Annotated in this window: 20 protein-coding genes; 17 read left to right on the top strand and 3 right to left on the bottom strand. The window is 64.8% G+C overall.

Features of this window, described 5'->3' with window-relative positions:
• Nucleotides 1-20 precede the first annotated feature (20 nt).
• The 11 genes from AC1D1Y_RS09760 to AC1D1Y_RS09810 all read left to right on the top strand — a co-directional run bounded on the left by AC1D1Y_RS09760 (nt 21) and on the right by AC1D1Y_RS09810 (nt 7743).
• Nucleotides 21-926 (top strand): helix-turn-helix transcriptional regulator, encoded by a 906-nt coding sequence (locus tag AC1D1Y_RS09760; RefSeq protein ID WP_477682160.1) that lies wholly within the window; start codon nt 21-23, stop codon nt 924-926.
• A 152-nt stretch (nt 927-1078) separates the two neighbouring features.
• Entirely contained in the window at nt 1079-1879 is an 801-nt protein-coding gene (locus AC1D1Y_RS09765; RefSeq protein ID WP_477653522.1) for a fumarylacetoacetate hydrolase family protein, read from the top strand.
• A 155-nt stretch (nt 1880-2034) separates the two neighbouring features.
• Nucleotides 2035-2946 carry a dienelactone hydrolase family protein gene (locus tag AC1D1Y_RS09770; RefSeq protein WP_477682161.1) on the top strand — a complete coding sequence of 304 codons (912 nt, stop codon included), beginning with the start codon at nt 2035-2037 and terminating at the stop codon, nt 2944-2946.
• 369 nt (nt 2947-3315) lie between these two features.
• On the top strand, nt 3316-4161 hold the full coding sequence (locus AC1D1Y_RS09775; protein WP_477682162.1) for a ZIP family metal transporter: 846 nt from the start codon (nt 3316-3318) through the stop codon (nt 4159-4161).
• A 137-nt stretch (nt 4162-4298) separates the two neighbouring features.
• The gene (locus tag AC1D1Y_RS09780) at nt 4299-4526 is read left to right on the top strand and encodes a hypothetical protein (RefSeq protein WP_477675233.1); all 228 of its coding nucleotides are present in this window, start codon (nt 4299-4301) and stop codon (nt 4524-4526) included.
• Entirely contained in the window at nt 4526-4822 is a 297-nt protein-coding gene (locus tag AC1D1Y_RS09785) for a hypothetical protein (protein WP_477682163.1), read from the top strand. The genes AC1D1Y_RS09780 and AC1D1Y_RS09785 overlap by 1 nt, the downstream gene beginning before the upstream one ends.
• Nucleotides 4823-5063: 241 nt before the next feature.
• Nucleotides 5064-5279, top strand: coding sequence for a hypothetical protein (locus AC1D1Y_RS09790; RefSeq protein ID WP_477682164.1), 216 nt, complete (start codon nt 5064-5066; stop codon nt 5277-5279).
• Nucleotides 5280-5325: 46 nt separating this feature from the next.
• Nucleotides 5326-5604, top strand: a complete 279-nt coding sequence (locus AC1D1Y_RS09795; RefSeq protein WP_477682165.1) for a hypothetical protein — start codon at nt 5326-5328, stop codon at nt 5602-5604.
• A 79-nt stretch (nt 5605-5683) separates the two neighbouring features.
• Entirely contained in the window at nt 5684-6952 is a 1269-nt protein-coding gene (locus AC1D1Y_RS09800; RefSeq protein ID WP_477682166.1) for an FAD-dependent oxidoreductase, read from the top strand.
• 147 nt (nt 6953-7099) lie between these two features.
• Entirely contained in the window at nt 7100-7279 is a 180-nt protein-coding gene (locus AC1D1Y_RS09805; protein ID WP_436157812.1) for a hypothetical protein, read from the top strand.
• A gap of 188 nt (nt 7280-7467) precedes the next feature.
• On the top strand, nt 7468-7743 hold the full coding sequence (locus tag AC1D1Y_RS09810) for a hypothetical protein (RefSeq protein WP_477682167.1): 276 nt from the start codon (nt 7468-7470) through the stop codon (nt 7741-7743).
• A 102-nt stretch (nt 7744-7845) separates the two neighbouring features.
• Here the strand turns inward: AC1D1Y_RS09810 and AC1D1Y_RS09815 are convergent, their stop codons facing one another.
• From AC1D1Y_RS09815 to AC1D1Y_RS09825, 3 genes are all read right to left on the bottom strand, one after another.
• A complete protein-coding gene (locus tag AC1D1Y_RS09815; protein ID WP_477682168.1) occupies nt 7846-8745 on the bottom strand; it encodes a sulfurtransferase in 900 nt (299 codons plus the stop codon).
• Nucleotides 8746-8755: 10 nt separating this feature from the next.
• Nucleotides 8756-9658 (bottom strand): DMT family transporter, encoded by a 903-nt coding sequence (locus tag AC1D1Y_RS09820; protein ID WP_477682169.1) that lies wholly within the window; start codon nt 9656-9658, stop codon nt 8756-8758.
• A gap of 101 nt (nt 9659-9759) precedes the next feature.
• On the bottom strand, nt 9760-10878 hold the full coding sequence (locus tag AC1D1Y_RS09825; RefSeq protein ID WP_477653533.1) for an aromatic ring-hydroxylating oxygenase subunit alpha: 1119 nt from the start codon (nt 10876-10878) through the stop codon (nt 9760-9762).
• Nucleotides 10879-11159: 281 nt separating this feature from the next.
• Between AC1D1Y_RS09825 and AC1D1Y_RS09830 the strand changes: the two genes are divergently transcribed.
• From AC1D1Y_RS09830 to AC1D1Y_RS09855, 6 genes are all read left to right on the top strand, one after another.
• Nucleotides 11160-11417 carry an exodeoxyribonuclease VII small subunit gene (locus AC1D1Y_RS09830; protein WP_477676063.1) on the top strand — a complete coding sequence of 86 codons (258 nt, stop codon included), beginning with the start codon at nt 11160-11162 and terminating at the stop codon, nt 11415-11417.
• Between the two features lie 55 nt (nt 11418-11472).
• Complete coding sequence (locus AC1D1Y_RS09835) at nt 11473-12393, top strand: polyprenyl synthetase family protein (protein WP_477682170.1); 921 nt, start codon at nt 11473-11475, stop codon at nt 12391-12393.
• 59 nt (nt 12394-12452) lie between these two features.
• Complete coding sequence (gene dxs / locus AC1D1Y_RS09840; RefSeq protein WP_477682171.1) at nt 12453-14363, top strand: 1-deoxy-D-xylulose-5-phosphate synthase; 1911 nt, start codon at nt 12453-12455, stop codon at nt 14361-14363.
• Nucleotides 14364-14645: 282 nt separating this feature from the next.
• A complete protein-coding gene (locus tag AC1D1Y_RS09845; RefSeq protein ID WP_477682172.1) occupies nt 14646-15725 on the top strand; it encodes a TRAP transporter substrate-binding protein in 1080 nt (359 codons plus the stop codon).
• 268 nt (nt 15726-15993) lie between these two features.
• A complete protein-coding gene (locus tag AC1D1Y_RS09850) occupies nt 15994-17073 on the top strand; it encodes a TRAP transporter substrate-binding protein (protein ID WP_477682173.1) in 1080 nt (359 codons plus the stop codon).
• A 233-nt stretch (nt 17074-17306) separates the two neighbouring features.
• Nucleotides 17307-18386: a TRAP transporter substrate-binding protein gene (locus AC1D1Y_RS09855; RefSeq protein ID WP_477682174.1), complete on the top strand. Its 1080-nt coding sequence runs from the start codon at nt 17307-17309 to the stop codon at nt 18384-18386.
• The last annotated feature ends 84 nt before the right edge of the window (nt 18387-18470 follow it).

Consider the following 18470-nt stretch of genomic DNA (forward strand, 5'->3'; position numbering starts at 1 on the left):
CAGGCCTGAGAATACGGCGCATGACAGACATCAAGACCTACGGTATGTCCGAGCGGGCCGACCACCTGGACTTCGACATCCGGTCCCAGCTGGTGCGGCCGCCGCTGGTGCGCCCGCACCGGCACGAGTATTTCCAGATCCAGATCAGCCTGCAGGGCGACACCGAGCAGAACGTGGCCGGCACGGTGCGGCCTTTCCGGCGCGGCTACCTGAGTTTTATCCTGCCTTACCGCGTACACGTCATCCCGCACCCCGAGGGTTCGCGCTACGTCATCATCAATATGTCGCAGCAGTTCCTGCGCCCGGGGCTGGACGTGGACCCGCTGGACCTGGAAGATGTTCCCTTGAGCCGTGCGCCCGAACTGGCGCCCTTCCTGTTCCAGGAATACGCCGATTTCCAATTTTCCGAGGACGAATTTCCCGAGATCGAGGTGCTGCTCGAAAAGCTCGCCTTTGAAAACGCACATCGCCGCTTCGGTTCCATCGAGATGATCCGCGGCCTGATGCTGCAGCTGATAGGCCTGGTCTGCCGCAAGTACGAGGCCGACCTGCTGCGCTTTTCGGCCAGCCAGGCGCAGCAGGGCAGCCGGCGCGCCAGCCTGCAGCGCGCGGTGCGCTACATCCGCGATCACCTGGCCGGCGAGGTCACGCTGGCCGACGCGGCGGCGGCTGCCTTCCTGTCGCCCAATTACCTCGCACACCTTTTAAAGAAGGAAACCGGCAAGACCTTCACCGACCTGGTGACCGAGCGGCGCCTGGAGTTCGCGCAGGAGCAACTGGCGCACAGCAGCCAGCGCATCGCGAGCATCGCCCATGCCTCGGGTTTTGCCGACGAGGCCTATTTCGCGCGGCGCTTCCGCCAGCGTTTCGGCCAGACACCCAAGGCTTACCGCGACAGCGTACGCGCAAAAATTTCCGGTGCTTGAGCCTGCTGCGGCGCAACACCGCTGCATTGAATCGTCCGGTAAATGCGTAATTGCGTCCGCCCGCATGACCCTTGTCCGCCCTAAGCTCGATGGTTGGAGAAAAAAACACGCTGACAACAAGCTCCAGCTTTCATCAATCCCAGGAGACATACATGACCAAACCAGACATGAGCAAACGCGGAATTCTGCAAACCGGCGCCCTGATGGCGACAGGCGCCGTCGTCGGCTGCGCCACGCCCGGCACGGCGGCCAATGCGCCGGCCACGCCCTTCGGTGTGGCCGGGACCTACATCCCCATTGCGGGCAGCAGCGAGATGTTCCCGGTGCGCCGCATCTACTGCATAGGCCGCAACTACGCGGCCCATGCGATCGAGATGGGCTCCGATCCGAGCCGCGAGCCGCCTTTCTTCTTCCAGAAGCCGACGGACGCCATCCAGGTGGTGCCACCCGGGAAGGTCGCCGACCATCCCTATCCCACGCTGACCAAGAACTACCACTACGAAGTGGAACTGGTGGCGGCGCTCGCCAAGGGCGGACGCAACATCCCGATGGACAAGGCGCTGGACATGGTCTACGGCTATGCGCTGGGCCTGGACATGACGCGGCGCGACCTGCAGCGCGGCATGGGCGACCAGAAAAAACCCTGGGAAATCGGCAAGAGCTTTGACCGCTCGGCGCCCATAGGCCCCATCCACAAGGTCGCGCAGACCGGCCATTACACCAAGGGCGCGATCTGGCTCAAGGTCAACGGCCAGGTCAAGCAGCAGGCCACGCTGAACCACATGATCTGGTCGGTGGCCGAGCAGATCTCCAAGCTGTCCGAGGCCTTTGAGCTGTTTCCCGGCGACATCATCTATTCGGGCACGCCCGAGAACGTCGGCCCGGTGGTCAAGGGCGACGTCATTGAATGCCACATCGACGGCCTGCCGGAGCTCAGCGTCAAGATCGTCTGAGGACTGGCACTGGCAGGGAGGGCGAGGGGCAAGGGAAAACACCGTGTCATCGCCCCGCGGTGGCAAGAACTTCCGAGGCCGCATAGACTCCGACAGCTTGCCTCCTTTCGCCTCCTTCGCCTTTTCCCCTCCAACAACCAACCGAGGAAACCGCCATGCTTGAACACGACCAGAAAAAAGACTTCGACGCTCTGCTGCCCGGGCGCTCCACCGAAGCCGGCGCCAGCCGCCGCACCGCGCTCAAGACGGCCCTGGGGGTCGGGTATGCCGCCACCGCCATGCCCATCATGGCGCAGACCGCCATCAAGACGTCGTCACAAGGCCTGAAGACCGGCGAAACCACCTACGAGGTCAATGGCTTCAAGGTGCCCGCGTTTTTCGCGGCACCGGCCGGCAAGACCAACCTGCCGGTGGTGCTGGTGATCCAGGAAATCTTCGGCGTGCACGAATACATCGCCGACACCGCGCGGCGCTTCGCCAAGGCCGGCTACCTTGCCATTGCCCCCGAACTCTATGCGCGCCAGGGCGACCCCAGCACCTATAACGAGATTGCCAAGCTCCAGGCAGAAGTCGTCTCCAAAGTGCCCGACGCGCAGGTCATGGCCGACCTGGACGGCGCGGTGAAGTGGGCAGGCGCCAACGGCGGAAACACCAAAAAGGTCGGCATCACCGGCTTTTGCTGGGGCGGCCGCATCACCTGGCTGTATGCCGAGCAGAGCAAGAACGTCAAGGCCGGTGTGGCCTGGTACGGCCGCCTGGTCGGCCAGCCCTCGGCCCTGACGCCCAAGCACCCGCTGGATCTGGCGGCGGGCCTGAAGGCCCCGGTGCTCGGTCTGTACGGCGGCCAGGACGGCGGCATCCCGCTGACCACCGTCAACCAGATGAAGGACGCGCTGGCCGAAGCCGGCGCCAAGGGCAACAAGGCTGCGGCCGCTTCTGAATTTGTGGTCTACCCGCAAGCGCCCCATGCCTTCCACGCCGACTACCGCCCAAGCTATCGCAAGGATGCTGCGGACGACGGCTTCAAGCGCGCACTGGAATGGTTTAAAACCCACGGCGTGGGTTAAAAAGCACCCCCGTCCAGGCTCACTGCGTGTAGCCTGTTCCCCCCTCGAGGGGGCGGCGCCTGCGGTCTGGCAAAGCCAGTCCCGCGGCCCCCACTGGTAGTGTCCAAAGAATTCTTCAACCCAGCATGAGCCGTGGAACCGGCTTTGCCGGGCCACAGGCGGGCGGCCCCCTCGGGGGGCAGCGACCCACACGCAGTGGGGGAGCGTGGGGGCTTGACAGCCACGATAAGATAAAAACAACCCCGGCCCGCTGGCATTGAATGCCGCGCCCGGGGTTTTGTTGTCTGTGGTGTAACCTCCGGGCTTGTCCCGGCAGACGTGGGCTAATCATTTTGGGCTTTGGCCCAGTCAATACGGGCATATGCAGCTATGACTTTGCTAGCAATCTTGATGGGAACCCTGGCCGCCGGCATCGGCAGCGTGTGGCTGGCGGCTTTGCTGAGCTTTGGCGTGCTGGCCCGTTACACGCAGCACATGCTGAGCTTGGCCGCCGGCGCCTTGCTGGCCACGGCTTTCATGCACCTGCTGCCTGAGGCTTTCGAGAGCCAGGCCGGCGCCAAGGAGCTGTTCGCCACCTTGCTGGTGGGGCTGGTGTTCTTCTTCCTGCTCGACAAGGCCGAGCTTTGGCACCACGGCCATGAGCACCACGGCGGCGAGCACCACGGCCCCGAAGCGGCGGCGCATGCGCAGCATGACCATACCGGGCACGTTCATACCGCGCACAGCCACCACGGCCACCATGGCCATGAGCATGGCGAGAGAAAAGCCGGCGGCTGGGCCGTGCTGGCCGGCGACAGCGTGCATGCCTTCGGCGATGGCATCCTGATCGCCTCGGCCTTTATGGCCGACCTGCGGCTGGGCATCGTCGCCTCGCTGGCGGTGCTGGTGCATGAGGTCCCCCACCACATGGGCGACCTGGTGGTGCTGCGCCAGACCTCGGACAACCGGCGCGCCGCCCTCGTCAAGGTTTCGCTGGCAGGCGCCGTCACCGCGCTGGGCGGTGTGGCAGGTTATGCGCTGGTCGACCAACTCTACGACTACCTGCCGTTTTTCCTGATCATGGCTTCGAGCAGCTTTATCTATGTCGCGCTGGCCGATTTGATCCCGCAACTGCAAAAACGCGTGACCGCCCGCGAAACCGTGGCGCAAATCGCCTGGCTGGCCATAGGCATAGGCCTGGTTACCCTGATCAGCGGGCTGGCGCACAACCACTGAAGCTGGGCGGCGCCACTGTCAGACGGCGCCTGACAAGGTCTGGGCTTGGCGGCCTATAGGGCGGGCTGGGGCGGAGAGGGAAGATAAAGCAAAGATTCTCCCAATGCCCCGTTCCATTGTGCAAAGGTAGGCCCGCCATGAACTTCCATTCAGAACCCAGCACGGTTTCCAGTGCCTTCCGCCCGTCGACCGCTTTCGGCGCCGGTGAGCCCTTCCGCAAGACATCGCAGCACAAGCCGCGGCTTGTCCGCCGCACACGTGCCGCAGCCTATATCGCGTTTTTCATCACGGTTTTCGCCAGCATGGCGGCCGCCGCTGCGCTGGCGATCCACGACATGCCGCTCATGATGGTGGGTTTGCTGTGATGAACACCCGACGCAGCCATTCGCCCGACGGCGGCGTTCCGCTGGGCGCGGGGTCGCCTGACGAACCGGCGCACACCTTGCCGGCCGAACCGACGCAGATCACCAAGGCCAAGGCGCCTGCCGATAAAGCCGAAGCAGCGCAGCCGCGGTCCGGCACTCGCAAGCGCGCGGGCAATGAAGAGCCCGAACCGACGCTCGAAGACGACCTGCCATCCGACGGCCGCGACAAAAAAGGCGAAGCCATGATCCGGGACCTGCCGCGTAAGGCCGGGAACATCGGGAAGAAGGAAAAGTAGCGATGGCCACCAACCCCAACGTTCCGCCGCCTGAGCCGCTGCCGCCCCTGGACACGCCGCCGGACCCGGGCGAGGTGCAGACCACACCCATGCCAATGACGCTGAAATAGGCGGGAAAAGCGCCGTCGGCAATGAAATCGAAACCGGTGTAGTGTCATAAAGCGCAACAGGAAATGCGCAATGCAGGAGGGACACCCGTTCCGGTTTCCTGCAGGGTTTGACTGCTACAAGGAGAACCGACATGCCGATAGACACCAGCCCCGAGGGCGCCGAGCTGCTGCACCAGCCCGTCGTCAAGCCATTTCCCGAGACCAGTCCCAAGCACCCTCACCACACCCATCCAGCCCAGCAGGCCGGTGATGACGGCCACAACCACGACCTTGACAGCGTGCTGCAAGGCGTTAGCGGCGGTGCAACCCGGGAGCCGGCGCCGATCCAGCCGCCGCCGGGGCATTGAGGGACGGCATTCAAGCAGTCCGCAAAGGAGAATCATGAGGCGATGGATGCAACACTTCCATTCGGCGCCCGGTGCGCTGGTCATGACACTGGCACTGGTGTTGGGCCTGAGCGCTTGCGGCAAGGAAGGCAATAGCGGCGCGGCAGGTACGCCCGCAGGTGCTGCGCCGGCAGCTCCCGCGGCCGGCGCCTCCAGCCCTGCCAGCCCTGCCAGCGGCGTGACGACCAACGGTGGCCTGCCCGCCAGCCAGCTTGGCAGCATCGCCACGCCCGGCGGCAGCAAAAACAGCAGCCCGAACAACAGCACCGGCAACGCCGCGCGTTAGGGAGCACCGCCGCCGTGCGGTTTGCGCCGGTGGGCAAGCTTCTATAAGGTCGGGAGCTTCCCCCTCTGCAGGAGACACCATGGCCGAAATTCTCAATGTTCGCTGCTGCATTGCCGGCGGCGGCCCGGCCGGCATGATGCTGGGCCTGCTGCTGGCGCGCGCCGGTGTGGAGGTGCTGGTGCTTGAAAAGCACGCCGACTTCCTGCGCGACTTCCGCGGCGACACGGTGCATCCGTCCACGCTTCAGGTGATCCACGAACTGGGCCTGCTGGGCAAATTCCTGGCGCGCCCGCATGACGAGGTCAGCGAACTGCGTGCGGTGGTCGGCGACACGGAAGTGGTGCTGGCCAGCTTCAAGCGCCTGCGCATACGCTGCCAGTTCATCGCGATGATGCCGCAGTGGGAGTTTCTCGATTTCGTGCGCGACGAGGCTGAAGTGTTTCCCGGCTTCCGCCTGCTGCAGAACGCCGAGGTCACCGGCGTGACCGAGGAGGGCGGCAGCGTCACGGGCGTGCGGGTCATGACGCCGAACGGTCCCTTGCAGGTGAGGGCGGACCTGGTCATAGGCGCCGACGGCCGGCGCTCGACGGTGCGCGCCTCCGCCGGGCTGGTGGTGCGCGACCTCGGCGCGCCCATCGACGTGCTGTGGATGCGCCTGCCCAAGCTGCCCGGCGACCCTTCCACCACGGGCGGGCGCATCACCACCGGCATCTTCCTGGCCATGATTGACCGCGGCAGCTACTGGCAGTGCGCCTATGTGATTCCCAAGGGCGGCATTGAGGTGGTGCGCGAACGCGGGCTGGAGGCCTTCAAGGCCGACATGGTGAAAGTGGCGCCGCTGTTCGCGGGCCGCATGGATGCGCTGGCGAGCTGGGACGACGTCAAGCTGCTGAGCGTGACGGTGGACCGGCTGGAGCGCTGGTACAAGCCCGGCCTGCTGTGCATAGGCGACGCGGCCCATGCCATGTCGCCGGTGGGCGGCGTCGGCATCAACCTGGCGGTGCAGGATGCGGTGGCGGCGGCCAACGCGCTGGCCGCGCCGCTGGCCGATGCGCGCGTGGGCACGGCGGCCCTGACGCCTTTCCTGGCGCAGGTGGAAAAGCGGCGCCTGTTGCCGACGCGCCTCACGCAGGCGGCCCAGGTGGCCATCCAGAACCGCCTGCTCAGCCCGGTGCTGGCGGCGCGCGGCACCGAGGCACCGCCCATGGCCCTGCCCTGGCCTTTGCGGCTGATGCGCCGCTGGCCGCTGCTGCAGGCGCTGCCGGCCTATGCGGTAGGCGTCGGCGTGCGGCCCGAGCATGTTCGCTCGCCGGCACGGCCCATCGCCCAGGCCGGCGGGGTTTTGTAGGTTTTTTCCTACGCCATGGGCAGGCATTGCCTACAACTGCCGCGCCGCACGGCTTTTAAAGTGAATTGAACGGATCCCAGGATTCCCATGACAGCAGGCGCGGCGGACCGTCCGGAAAGCCGGTGCCTGCAAGCCAAGGAGACCCCCATGAAAAGCAGCAACACCCTTCACGCCCACAAACCAGAGCCCAGCCCTTCCAAAGGCCAGGTGGGGGACAGGCCGGACAACGGCTCCAGAAGCAGCCGCGGCGCCGGACCTACCTCGGGTGCACGGCTGGACAACCCGCACAAGCGCATACGCCTGACGGGCCACGGTCGCGCGCACTGAAGACCCGGGCCCACAGGCTCGCACTCGTCGAAAAACCCCTACAGCCCTGTGGGACGCTGTCTCATGGGGCATACCCGCAAGACGCCGCTAAATTGGTGTCTGGCTGGCGTTCAGCCAAATATCCGCCGATCGACAGATTGAGCTTCACCTTTGATTTTCACTTTTCATTTTTCATAAAAGGAACAGACATGCACGCATCCAAATTCAAACCCGCTGCCGCAACGGCCCTTGCCCTGGCCGCCCTGCTGGCGCTGGGCGCTTGCGGGAAAAAAGTGGAGGACACCGGCGCAACGTCTTCAACGCCCTCCACACCGTCCACGCCTTCCACCAGCGGTGGTTCGGCGGGTTCATCCGGTTCCAGCTCAAGCAGCACCAGCCCCATGCCGACGCCGGAGTCCAGCGCGGCTGTCTCGAACTCGGGTTCGACGGCACCCGGCACGCCGGCCAGCGGCGGCACCAAATAAAGCGGATTGCCATGGGCCCCTCGCGGGCTCAAAAAAAGCCACCAGGCTGAAGGCCGGGTGGCTTTTTTTTGCGTGAACGGATCGCCTCGAAGGAGTAGGGCTCTAGCCCTGCGCCACCGGGCGCTGCGGGTCGCTGCACCAGTCGCTCCAGCTGCCGGCGTACAGGCCGGTCCGGCCCAGGCCGGCGACCTCCATCGCGATCAGGTTGGGCACGGCGCTGACGCCGCTGCCGCAGTGGTGCACCACACTCGCCGGCTCGCGCCCGGCCAGCAGGGTTTCAAACTCGGCCTTGAGCTGCGCGGCCGGCTTGAACTTGCCGTCAGGCGCCATGTTCTGGCTGAAAGGCCGGTTCAGGGCTCCGGGGATGTGGCCCGCCACCGGGTCCAGCGGCTCCACCTCGCCCTTGAAGCGCGGCGTGGCACGTGCATCGATCAGGGTCTGGGCCGGGCGGCCGAGTTGCCCGGCCACGGTATCGGCCGACACCAGCGCGGCTTTGGCCGGCGCCAGCAGGAAGCTGGCCTGGAAATGCGCGGGTTCCTCGCCGCTGTTCACCGCGCCGCCCGCCGCCTGCCAGGCCTGCAGCCCGCCGTCGAGCACGGCGACGTTTTCATGGCCGGCCCATTTGAGCATCCACCAGAGGCGCCCGCAGTAGTTGGCGCCGTTGCGGTCGTAGACAACGGCCTGCATGTCGTTGGCAAAACCGACGCTGGAAAGCCAGGTGGCGAACTTCTCGCGATTGGGCAGCGGGTGGCGCCCGCCGGATGCGGGCGCGTCGGCGCCGCTGGCGGTGATCACCCCGTGGGCGCCCGGTACACCGTGCTTGGCGCTCAGCGCGGTGTCCAGGTTGGCATACACGGCGCCGGGGATGTGCGAGGCCAGGTATTGCTCCTGGCCGGCGTTAGGCTTCATCAGGTCAAAGGTGCAGTCGAAGATGCGCAGCGGCTTTGCGGATGCGACCAGGGCTTGCAGTTGCTCGGCGGAAATCAGGGTGGTGTAGCTCATTTTTTGCTCCTTAATGCTCTTCAGCGGGTGCATTCGGTGCGGCGCGGGCGCGTAAAACCGTTGCTGCAATCGCGCTCACGATGATGAGGGCCATGCCGGCCCAGCCGATCAGGGGAATATTGTCGCCAAACACGATCAGGCTGTAGAGGGCAGCGAACACAATCCCTGAATATTGCAGGTTGGCCACCATCAGCGTGCCGCCGTGGTTTTCCGACATGGAGTAGGCCCTGGTCATGGCCATCTGGCCCAGCGAGGCCAGGATGCCGATGGGCGGCAGCCACAGCGCGTGCTGCCAGTTCCAGGGCGTCACGCCCATGATCGCCATACCCAGCGCGCCGGCCACCGCCGTTCCTACGGCAAAGTAAAACACGGTGCGGGTTTCGGGTTCGCCCATGCGCGAGATCGCCATGACCTGCATATAGGCAAAGGCGGCGCCCAGGCCCGACATCAGGCCCACCAGGCCGGCGAAAGTCTGGTTCTGGTCTATGGCCGGGCGCAGCAGCATGACCACACCGATGAAACTGGCAAGAATGGCCATCACCAGGGGCCCCTGGCTGGGTCCTTTCTGGCCGGCCTTGCCCAGCATCAGCGCGCCACCGACCAGGAAGGCCGCGATCCACACGCTGCTCATGTAGTTGAGCGTCATGGCGGTGGCCAGCGGCAAATGGGCGATCGCGTAAAACCAGGCCGACAGCGACATCACGCCGATCACGCTGCGCCAGGCGTGCATGGCCGGGTAGCGGGTGCCCAGGGTGATGCCGCGTGCACGGGCGTAGGCCGCCATGAAGACGATGCCCAGGATGCCGCGGTAGAACACCAGCTCGGCGCTGTTGAAGTGCTCGGACGCGTACTTGACGCAGACCCCCATGGTTGCAAACATGAACGAGGAAAAAATCATCCAGACGGCTTGCATGGCGGGGTAGTGGGCTTTAGGGGAAGAAGAGGGTGGAATGAAAAATGGCTGCCGCCCCACGAGCACGCGGGACTGCAGCCATCATATGCACAGGTGCACGGTCAGATCATCTGTGTGGTTTTGCTGGCGCCCATCTCGCGGCGGTACCACTCGTGAAAGTGCTGCATGCCGTCTTCCATGGGGCTTTGGTAAGGGCCGAACTCGTTGTCGCCGCGCAGCAGCAAGGCCTTGCGGCCGGCGTCCATGCGCAGGGCGATTTCATCGTCTTCGACGCAGGTTTCCATATAGGCCGCCTGCTGCGCCTCGATGAACTCGCGCTCGAAGGCGCAGATTTCCTCGGGGTAGAAAAACTCCACCACATTGAGCGTCTTGTCCGGGCCCCGCGGATGCAGCGTGCTGACCACCAGCACGTGCGGGTACCACTCGACCATCACGTGCGGGTAGTAGGTGAGCCAGATCGCGCCGTACTTGGGCGGCACGCCTTTGCGGTACTGCAGCACCACGTCGTGCCATTTTTTGTAGGTGTCGGTGCCGGGCTTGCCGAGCTTGTCGGACACGCCCACCGTCTGCACCGAGTAGTCGGCCTCCAGCTGCCAGCGCAGGTCGTCGGTGGTGACGAAGCCGCCCAGCCCGGGGTGGAAGGGGCCGACGTGGTAGTCCTCGAGGTAGACCTCGATAAAGGTCTTCCAGTTGTAGTTGCACTCGTGCAGGTGCACCTTGTCGAGCTGGTAGCCGGAAAAGTCGAGATCGGCGTACGTCGCCAGCTGCGACATCTCGGCCGCGACGTCGCGGCCGTTGTCCTCGAACACCAGGCCGTTCCAGGTGGTGGTCTTGTAGCGGTTCAGGTTCAGGCAGGGGTCGATCTCGAAGTGCGGCGCGCCTATGAGTTCGCCCGAGGTGTTGTAGGTCCAGCGGTGCAGCGGGCAGACGATGTTGCTGCCGGTGTTGCCGCGCCCCTGCAGCATGGTCGACTGCCGGTGCCGGCAGACGTTGGAGATCAGCTCTATGCCCGAGGCATTGCGCACCAGCGCGCGGCCTTCGCCTTCGTGCGGCAGCGCGTAGTAGTCGCCCAGGTTGGGCACCGCCAGTTCATGGCCCAGGTAGCGCGGCCCGCGCGCGAACAGCTTTTGCTGCTCCCGCTGGTACAGGCCCGCGTCAAAGTAGCTGGAGATCGGGAGCTGGCTGGTGGCCTGCAGGAGACGAAGGCTGAGATCAGACATGCAAATTTCGGTGAACATGCCGCCGCGCGAGGCTTGGAGGCAGTTGACAAACGAGGGAAGCAGGCTGAGCGACAGCCCACGGATGAAAACAAGGCCGGGTATCCCGCGGCGGCGATGCCGTTGTTATCGAGAACTGTTATCAATTGTACCCGTGCGGGGCAAATCCGGGGACTTGGCGCGCCGCCGCCGGATAATGCGAACATTGCAATTTCAACCCCGGAACGCCGGGGCCTGCAATCCGTCAGCAACGGCCTAAAATCAAGGCCTTCATCCAAAGAACCATGGCCAAAAGCGCTTCATCCTCCGCCTCTCCCACGCCCGCCGCCGCTGCGCTGCCCGCCAGCTACGAGGCGGCCCTGCAGGAACTCGAGGAACTGGTCGACAGCCTGGAGTCCGGCCAGCTGCCGCTGGACCAGTTGCTGACCGGCTACCAGCGCGGCGCGCAACTGCTCAAGTTTTGCCGCGACAAGCTCGAGGCCGTGGAAACCCAGATCAAGGTGCTGGAAGGCACGGAACTCAAGCCCTGGGTGCAGGAGTAGGGGCGCGAGCCACCCTCCAGGCGCCCGATGACCCAGACACAACCAGAGACCCCGATTGAACGCCCCTGAAAAACTGCCCCTGTTCACTTTGAGCGACTGGAGCGCAAGGCAGCTTGCCACCGTCGAACAAGCGCTGTCCCGCTGGGTGGCCTGCCCCACCGATTCGCCCGCACCCGCGGGCCTGGGCGATGCCATGCGTTATGCCGTGCTCGACGGCGGCAAGCGCCTGCGCCCGCTGCTCGTCATGGCCGCTTGCGAGGCCGTCGGCGGCAATGCCGAAGCCGCCTTGCGCGCCGCCTGCGCGGTCGAGCTGATCCACGCCTATTCGCTGGTGCACGACGACATGCCCTGCATGGACAACGACGTACTGCGCCGCGGCAAGCCCACGGTGCACGTCAAGTTCGGGCAGGCCCAGGCGCTGCTGGCCGGCGACGCGCTGCAGGCCCTGGCCTTCGAATTCCTCACGCCCGAGGGCGGTGCCGTCGACGCTGCCACGCAGGCGCGGCTGTGCCGAATGCTGGCCCAGGCGGCCGGCTTCCAGGGCATGGCCGGCGGCCAGGCCATAGACCTGGCCAGCGTGGGCATGCCTTTGAATTCGCAGCAGCTGCACGAAATGCACCGCCTGAAAACCGGTGCGCTGCTGGAAGCCAGCGTCATGATGGGCGCGGCATGCGGCGCCGTGACGCCCGCCGCGCAGCAAGCCCTGCGCGACTACGGCGCGGCGGTCGGCCTGGCCTTCCAGGTGGTCGACGACATCCTCGACGTCACCGCCGACTCCGCCACGCTGGGCAAGACCGCCGGCAAGGATGCCGCCCAGGACAAGCCCACCTTTGTTTCGCTGATGGGGCTGGAGGCCTCCAAAGCCTACGCGCAGCAATTGCTGGCCAAGGCCCTGGCAGGCCTCGACGCCAGCGGGCTGGCCCGCACCGAGGCTTTGCGCGCGCTGGCCGACATGCTCGTCAACCGCCACCATTGACCAGGACTGAACGACAGACAGGGACAGAGGACCCGGCCTCGCCATAACAACGACACACGATGTACCCATTGCTCGAAACCATCCACAGCCCCGCCGACCTGCGCAAGCTGCCGCGCAGCGGCCTGAAACCCCTGGCCGACGAACTGCGCGCCTTCGTGCTCGACAGCGTCTCCAAGACCGGCGGGCACCTGAGTTCCAACCTCGGCACCGTGGAGCTCACGGTGGCTTTGCACTACGTTTTCAACACGCCCGAAGACCGCCTGGTGTGGGACGTGGGCCACCAGACCTATCCGCACAAAATCCTGACCGGCCGGCGCGAGCGCATGGGCAGCCTGCGCCAGTTCGGCGGGCTGTCGGGTTTCCCGCGCCGCGATGAAAGCGAGTACGACACCTTCGGCACAGCGCATTCCTCGACCTCGATTTCCGCCGCGCTGGGCATGGCGCTTGGTGCCCAGCAAAAGGGTGAAGACCGCCATGCGGTGGCCATCATCGGCGACGGCGCCATGAGCGCCGGCATGGCCTTCGAGGCCCTGAACAACGCGGGCGTGCACGACCACTGCAAGCTGCTGGTGGTGCTCAACGACAACGACATGAGCATCAGCCCGCCCGTGGGTGCGCTGAACCGTTACCTGGCCCAGCTCATGAGCGGGCGCTTTTACGCATCGGCCAGGCACATGGGCAAGCAGGTGCTGCGCGTGGCGCCGCCGCTGCTGGAGTTGGCGAAGCGCCTGGAGTCGCACGCCAAGGGCATGGTGGTGCCGGCCACGCTGTTTGAGAACTTCGGCTTCAACTACATAGGCCCCATCGACGGCCACGACCTCGAGTCCCTGGTCCCCACGCTGGAAAACATCAAGCACCTGATGGACACCCAGGGCGGCCCGCAGTTCCTGCACGTGGTCACCAAAAAAGGGCAGGGCTACAAGCTCGCCGAAGCCGACCCCATCGCCTACCACGGCCCCGGCAAGTTCGATCCGGCCATGGGCCTGCAAAAATCCAGCGCGCCGGCCAAGCAGACCTTCACCCAGGTCTTCGGCCAGTGGCTGTGCGACATGGCCGAACACGACGCCCGCCTGGTCGGCATCACGCCGGCCATGCGCGAAGGCTCGGGCATGGTCGAATTCCACAAACGTTTTCCCGGGCGCTACCACGACGTCGGCATCGCCGAGCAGCACGCGGTGACCTTCGCCGCCGGCATGGCCTGTGAAGGCCTCAAGCCCGTGGTCGCGATTTATTCGACCTTTCTGCAACGCGGCTACGACCAGCTGATCCACGACGTGGCCCTGCAGAACCTGCCCGTGGTGTTCGCACTCGACCGCGCCGGCCTGGTCGGCGCCGACGGCGCCACGCATGCGGGCGCTTACGACATTCCCTTCCTGCGCTGCATCCCCAACATGAGCGTGGCTTGCCCCGCCGATGAACGCGAATGCCGCAAGCTGCTGAGCTCCGCCTTCGAACAAAACCATCCGGTGGCCGTGCGCTACCCGCGCGGCGCCGGCGCCGGCGTGGAACCCGAAGCCGGGCTTGAGGCACTGCCTTTCGGCAAGGCTGAAGTCCGCCGCGAAGGCGCAGGCGTCGCCATCCTCGCCTTCGGTACGCTGCTCTACCCGGCCCTGCAGGCCGCTGAAAAGCTGGGCGCCACGGTCGTCAGTATGCGCTGGGCCAAGCCACTCGACACCGAGCTCCTGCTCAAAGTCGCGGCCGGCCATGAAGCCCTGGTCACCGTCGAAGAGGGCGCCATCATGGGCGGCGCAGGCAGCGCCGTCAGCGAAGCCCTGCAAGCCGCCGGTGTCAACAAACCGGTGCTGCACCTGGGCCTCAAAGACGAGTTCATCGAACACGGCGACCCGGCCAAACTGCTGGCATTGCAAGGGCTGGATGCAGCAGGCATCGAAGCCGCCGTCATGGCGCGCTTCGGCGCACTGTTGGGGTCCAGCAAGCCCGGCAAGCCAGCGCTCAAGTCCGTCGCTTGAGCACGGATTCAGCGAGGCCCTGAAGGTCTCCAACCCAGCAGGGGCCGCGGAACCGGCTTTGCCGGGCCGCAGGCGCAGCGGCCCCCTCGGGGGGCAGGGAGCTACACGCAGTGAGCGACCGTGGGGGCTCACATAGACAGCTTGCTGTCAGCTCTTCAAGGGTAAACCCGCCCGGTCGCTACCCCCTCCATTTCTAGAATTCCCCAGGGCCCGCAAAAGCAGGCCGGCCGGCGCGTGCGTCGCCCACGAATTTTTATTTTCACCTTTCGGAGAGTCAAGCTGATGGATCGTCGTTCACTCATCAAGCACGCGGGCATTGCCGGCGTTCTGGCCGCGGGCGTTGCGCCCGCCGTTCACGCACAGGCCGCCGTTCGCTGGCGCCTGGCGTCCAGCTTTCCCAAGTCGCTGGACACGATCTACGGCGGCGCGGAAACCTTCGCCAAGCACGTCAAGGCGATCTCGGGCGGCAAGTTCGAAATCTCCGTGCACGCGGCCGGCGAGTTGATGCCCGCCTTCGGCGTGGTCGACGGCGTGCAGCAGGGCTCCATTGAAGCGGCCCACACGGCGCCGTACTATTTCTTCGGCAAGGATGAGACCTTCGCCATCGGCGGCGCGATCCCCTTCGGCCTGAACAGCCGCCAGATGAGCGCCTGGACCTTCGAGGGCAACGGCCTGAAGCTGATGCGCGAGTTCTACGCCAAATACAACATGATCAGCTTCCCCTGCGGTAACACCGGCGCGCAGATGGGCGGCTGGTTCCGCAAGGAAATCAAGTCGCTGGCCGACATGAAGGGCCTCAAATTCCGCGTCGGCGGTTTTGCCGGCAAGGTCATCGAACGCCTGGGCGGCGTGCCGCAAAACATTCCCGGCGGCGAGATCTACCAGGCGCTGGAAAAAGGCACCATCGACGCGGCTGAATGGATCGGCCCCTACGACGACCAGAAGCTGGGCTTCAACAAGGTGGCGCCCAACTATTACTACCCCGGCTGGTGGGAGGGCGGCCTGCAACTGGACCTCTACATCAACCAGAAGGCCTACGACGCGCTGTCGCCCGAATACAAAGCCATCGTGGAAGCCGCCAGCGCTGCGGCCCACGTCGACATGCAGGCCAAGTACGACGCCAAGAACCCCACCGCCCTGAAGCAACTGGTGGGCGCCGGCGCCAAGCTGCGCCCCTTCCCTGCGGACGTCATGAACGCGGCCTTCAAGGAATCCATGAAGCTCTACGAAGAGCTGTCGGCCAAGAACGAGAACTGGCGCAAGGTCTACGCCGATTATTCGAAATTCCGCGGCGACCAGAACCTGTGGTTCCGTTTCACCGAAGCCACGTTCGACCGCTTCATGCAAAGCCAGAAGCTGTAAGCCGGCAACCCCGCCCAGGCAACTGCCTGGGCTCCCGGCCTGAGCACGCCTGTACGCAGCGCGTGCCGGGAAAAAGCCGCCCCTGCCGGGCGGTTTTTTTTTGGAGAAATCTGTTGCGATCTACGGGTAAGAACGGGGTGGGTTTATGAAAAAGAGTGACAAAGTGTCCATGCTCCGCCGGCGTGTCTGGGGCGCTGCAACTATTGCAGTACCCGGCCCCGCTACGGACCCCCTACGGAAAACTTCTATAACTTCAGGAGAGAGTTTTATGGATCGTCGCTCACTTATCAAAAATGCCGGCATCGCCGGCGTACTGGCCGCCGGCGTGGCGCCTGCCGTTCATGCCCAGGCCACCGTTCGATGGCGCCTGGCATCGAGCTTTCCCAAATCGCTGGACACCATCTTCGGCGCGGCCGAGGTGTTCGCCAAGGCCGTCAAGGCCATGTCGGGCGGCAAGTTCGAGATCTCCGTGCATGCGGCCGGCGAACTGATGCCCGCCTTCGGCGTGGTCGATGGCGTGCAGCAGGGCTCCATCGAGGCGGCCCACACCGCGCCCTATTACTTCTTCGGCAAGGATGAATGCTTTGCGCTGGGCTGCGCGATTCCCTTCGGCCTGAACAGCCGCCAGATGAGCGCCTGGATGTACGAGGGCAACGGCATGAAGCTGATGCGCGAGTTCTATGCCAAGTACAACATCGTCAACTTCCCGGGCGGCAATACCGGTGCCCAGATGGGGGGCTGGTACCGCAAGGAAATCAAGTCCGTCAAGGACATCAAGGGCCTGAAGATGCGCATAGGCGGCTTTGCCGGCAAGGTGCTGGAGCGCATAGGCGGCGTGCCGCAGAACATTCCCGGCGGCGAGATTTACCAGGCGCTGGAAAAGGGAACCATCGATGCCGCCGAATGGGTGGGCCCGTATGACGACCAGAAGCTGGGCTTCAACAAGGTCGCGCCGTTTTACTACTATCCCGGCTGGTGGGAAGGCGGCCCCGAGCTGGACTTCTTCATCAACAACAAGGCCTTCGAGGCGCTCACGCCCGAGTACAAAGCCATTGTGGAGGCCGCAGCAGCCCAGGCCCACGGCGAGATGCAGGCCAAATACGATGCGAAGAACCCGGCGGCCCTGAAGCAACTGGTCGGCGCCGGCACCAAGCTGAGGCCTTTCCCCAACGACGTGATGAACGCCGCGTTCAAGGAAGCCATGGCCCTGTATGAGGAGCTCAACGCCAAGAACGAGAACTGGAAGAAGATCTACGCCGACTATTCCAAGTTCCGCGCCGATCAGAACCTCTGGTTCCGTTTCACCGAAGCCACCTTCGACCGCTTCATGCAAGCGCAGAAACTGTAATTCCCGCGGGGCCTTCGCGCCCCGTCAGGAATCTGCAAGCCGCCTCTAGCAGGCGGCTTTTTTTTGTTCAAACACTACGGGTAAAAACGAGGTGATTTCGAGGGAGAAAGCTGACAGAATCCGAAGTTGACTTCGCTTGAGCACGCCGCCTGTACGGGCCGTGCCGGCTCGAGCGGTCCGGCGGGTTCCCATTCAGGGTCCGCACATTCGACAACCCTTCAGGAGATAGTATTTTGGATCGTCGCTCCCTTATCAAAAACGCCGGCATTGCCGGCGTTCTCGCTGCCGGCATCGCCCCCGCGGTTCACGCGCAGGCCACCATCCGCTGGCGCCTGGCTTCCAGCTTCCCCAAGCCGCTGGACACCATTTACGGCGGCGCTGAAGTGTTCGCCAAGAAGGTCGGCGAGATGACCGGCGGCAAGTTCCAGATCAGCGTGCACGCGGCCGGCGAACTGATGCCCGCCTTCGGCGTGGTCGACGGCGTGGGCCAGGGCTCCATCGAAATGTGCCACACCGTGCCGTACTACTTTTTCGGCAAGAACGAGGCCTTCGCCATCGGCGCCGCCATTCCCTTCGGCATGAACTCGCGCCAGATGTCGGCGTGGATGTACGAGGGCAACGGCCGCAAGCTCATGAACGAGTTCTACGCCAAGTACAACCTCGTGAGCTTCCCCGGCGGCAACACCGGCACCCAGATGGGCGGCTGGTTCCGCAAGGAAATCAAGACCGTCGAAGACCTGAAGGGCCTGAAGTTCCGCATCGGCGGCTTCGCCGGCAAGGTGGTTGAGCGCCTCGGTGTGGTGCCGCAAAACCTGCCGGGTGGTGAAATTTACCAGGCCCTCGAAAAAGGCACACTGGATGCCGCCGAGTGGGTCGGCCCTTACGACGACCAGAAGCTGGGCTTCAACAAAGTGGCTCCCTTCTACTACTACCCCGGCTGGTGGGAGGGCGGCCCTGAAGTCGACTTCTTCATCAACAACAAGGCCCTGGATGCGTTGCCGGCGGAATACAAGGCGATTGTCGAAATGGCCGCCTCGCATGCCCACATCGACATGCAGGCCAAGTACGATGCCCGCAACCCGACCGCCCTGAAGCAGCTGGTGGGCGCCAAGACCAAGATCCTGCCTTTCCCCAAACCCGTGCTCGACGCTTCGTTCAAAGCCTCGATGGACCTGTACGCGGAACTTGCCGACAAGAACCCCGACTGGAAGAAGATCTACAGCGACTACCGCGCTTTCCAGAAGGACCAGATCCTCTGGTTCCGCTTCGCCGAGTCGCGCTTCGATACCTATATGCAAGGCGTCACCTTATAAGCCCCCACGCTTTTCACTTCGTGTAATGCGCTGCCCCCCGTGGGGGCCGCTGCGCCTGCGGCCCGGCAAAGCCGGTTCCGCGGC

Source organism: Polaromonas sp. P1_G1 (assembly GCF_056405595.1).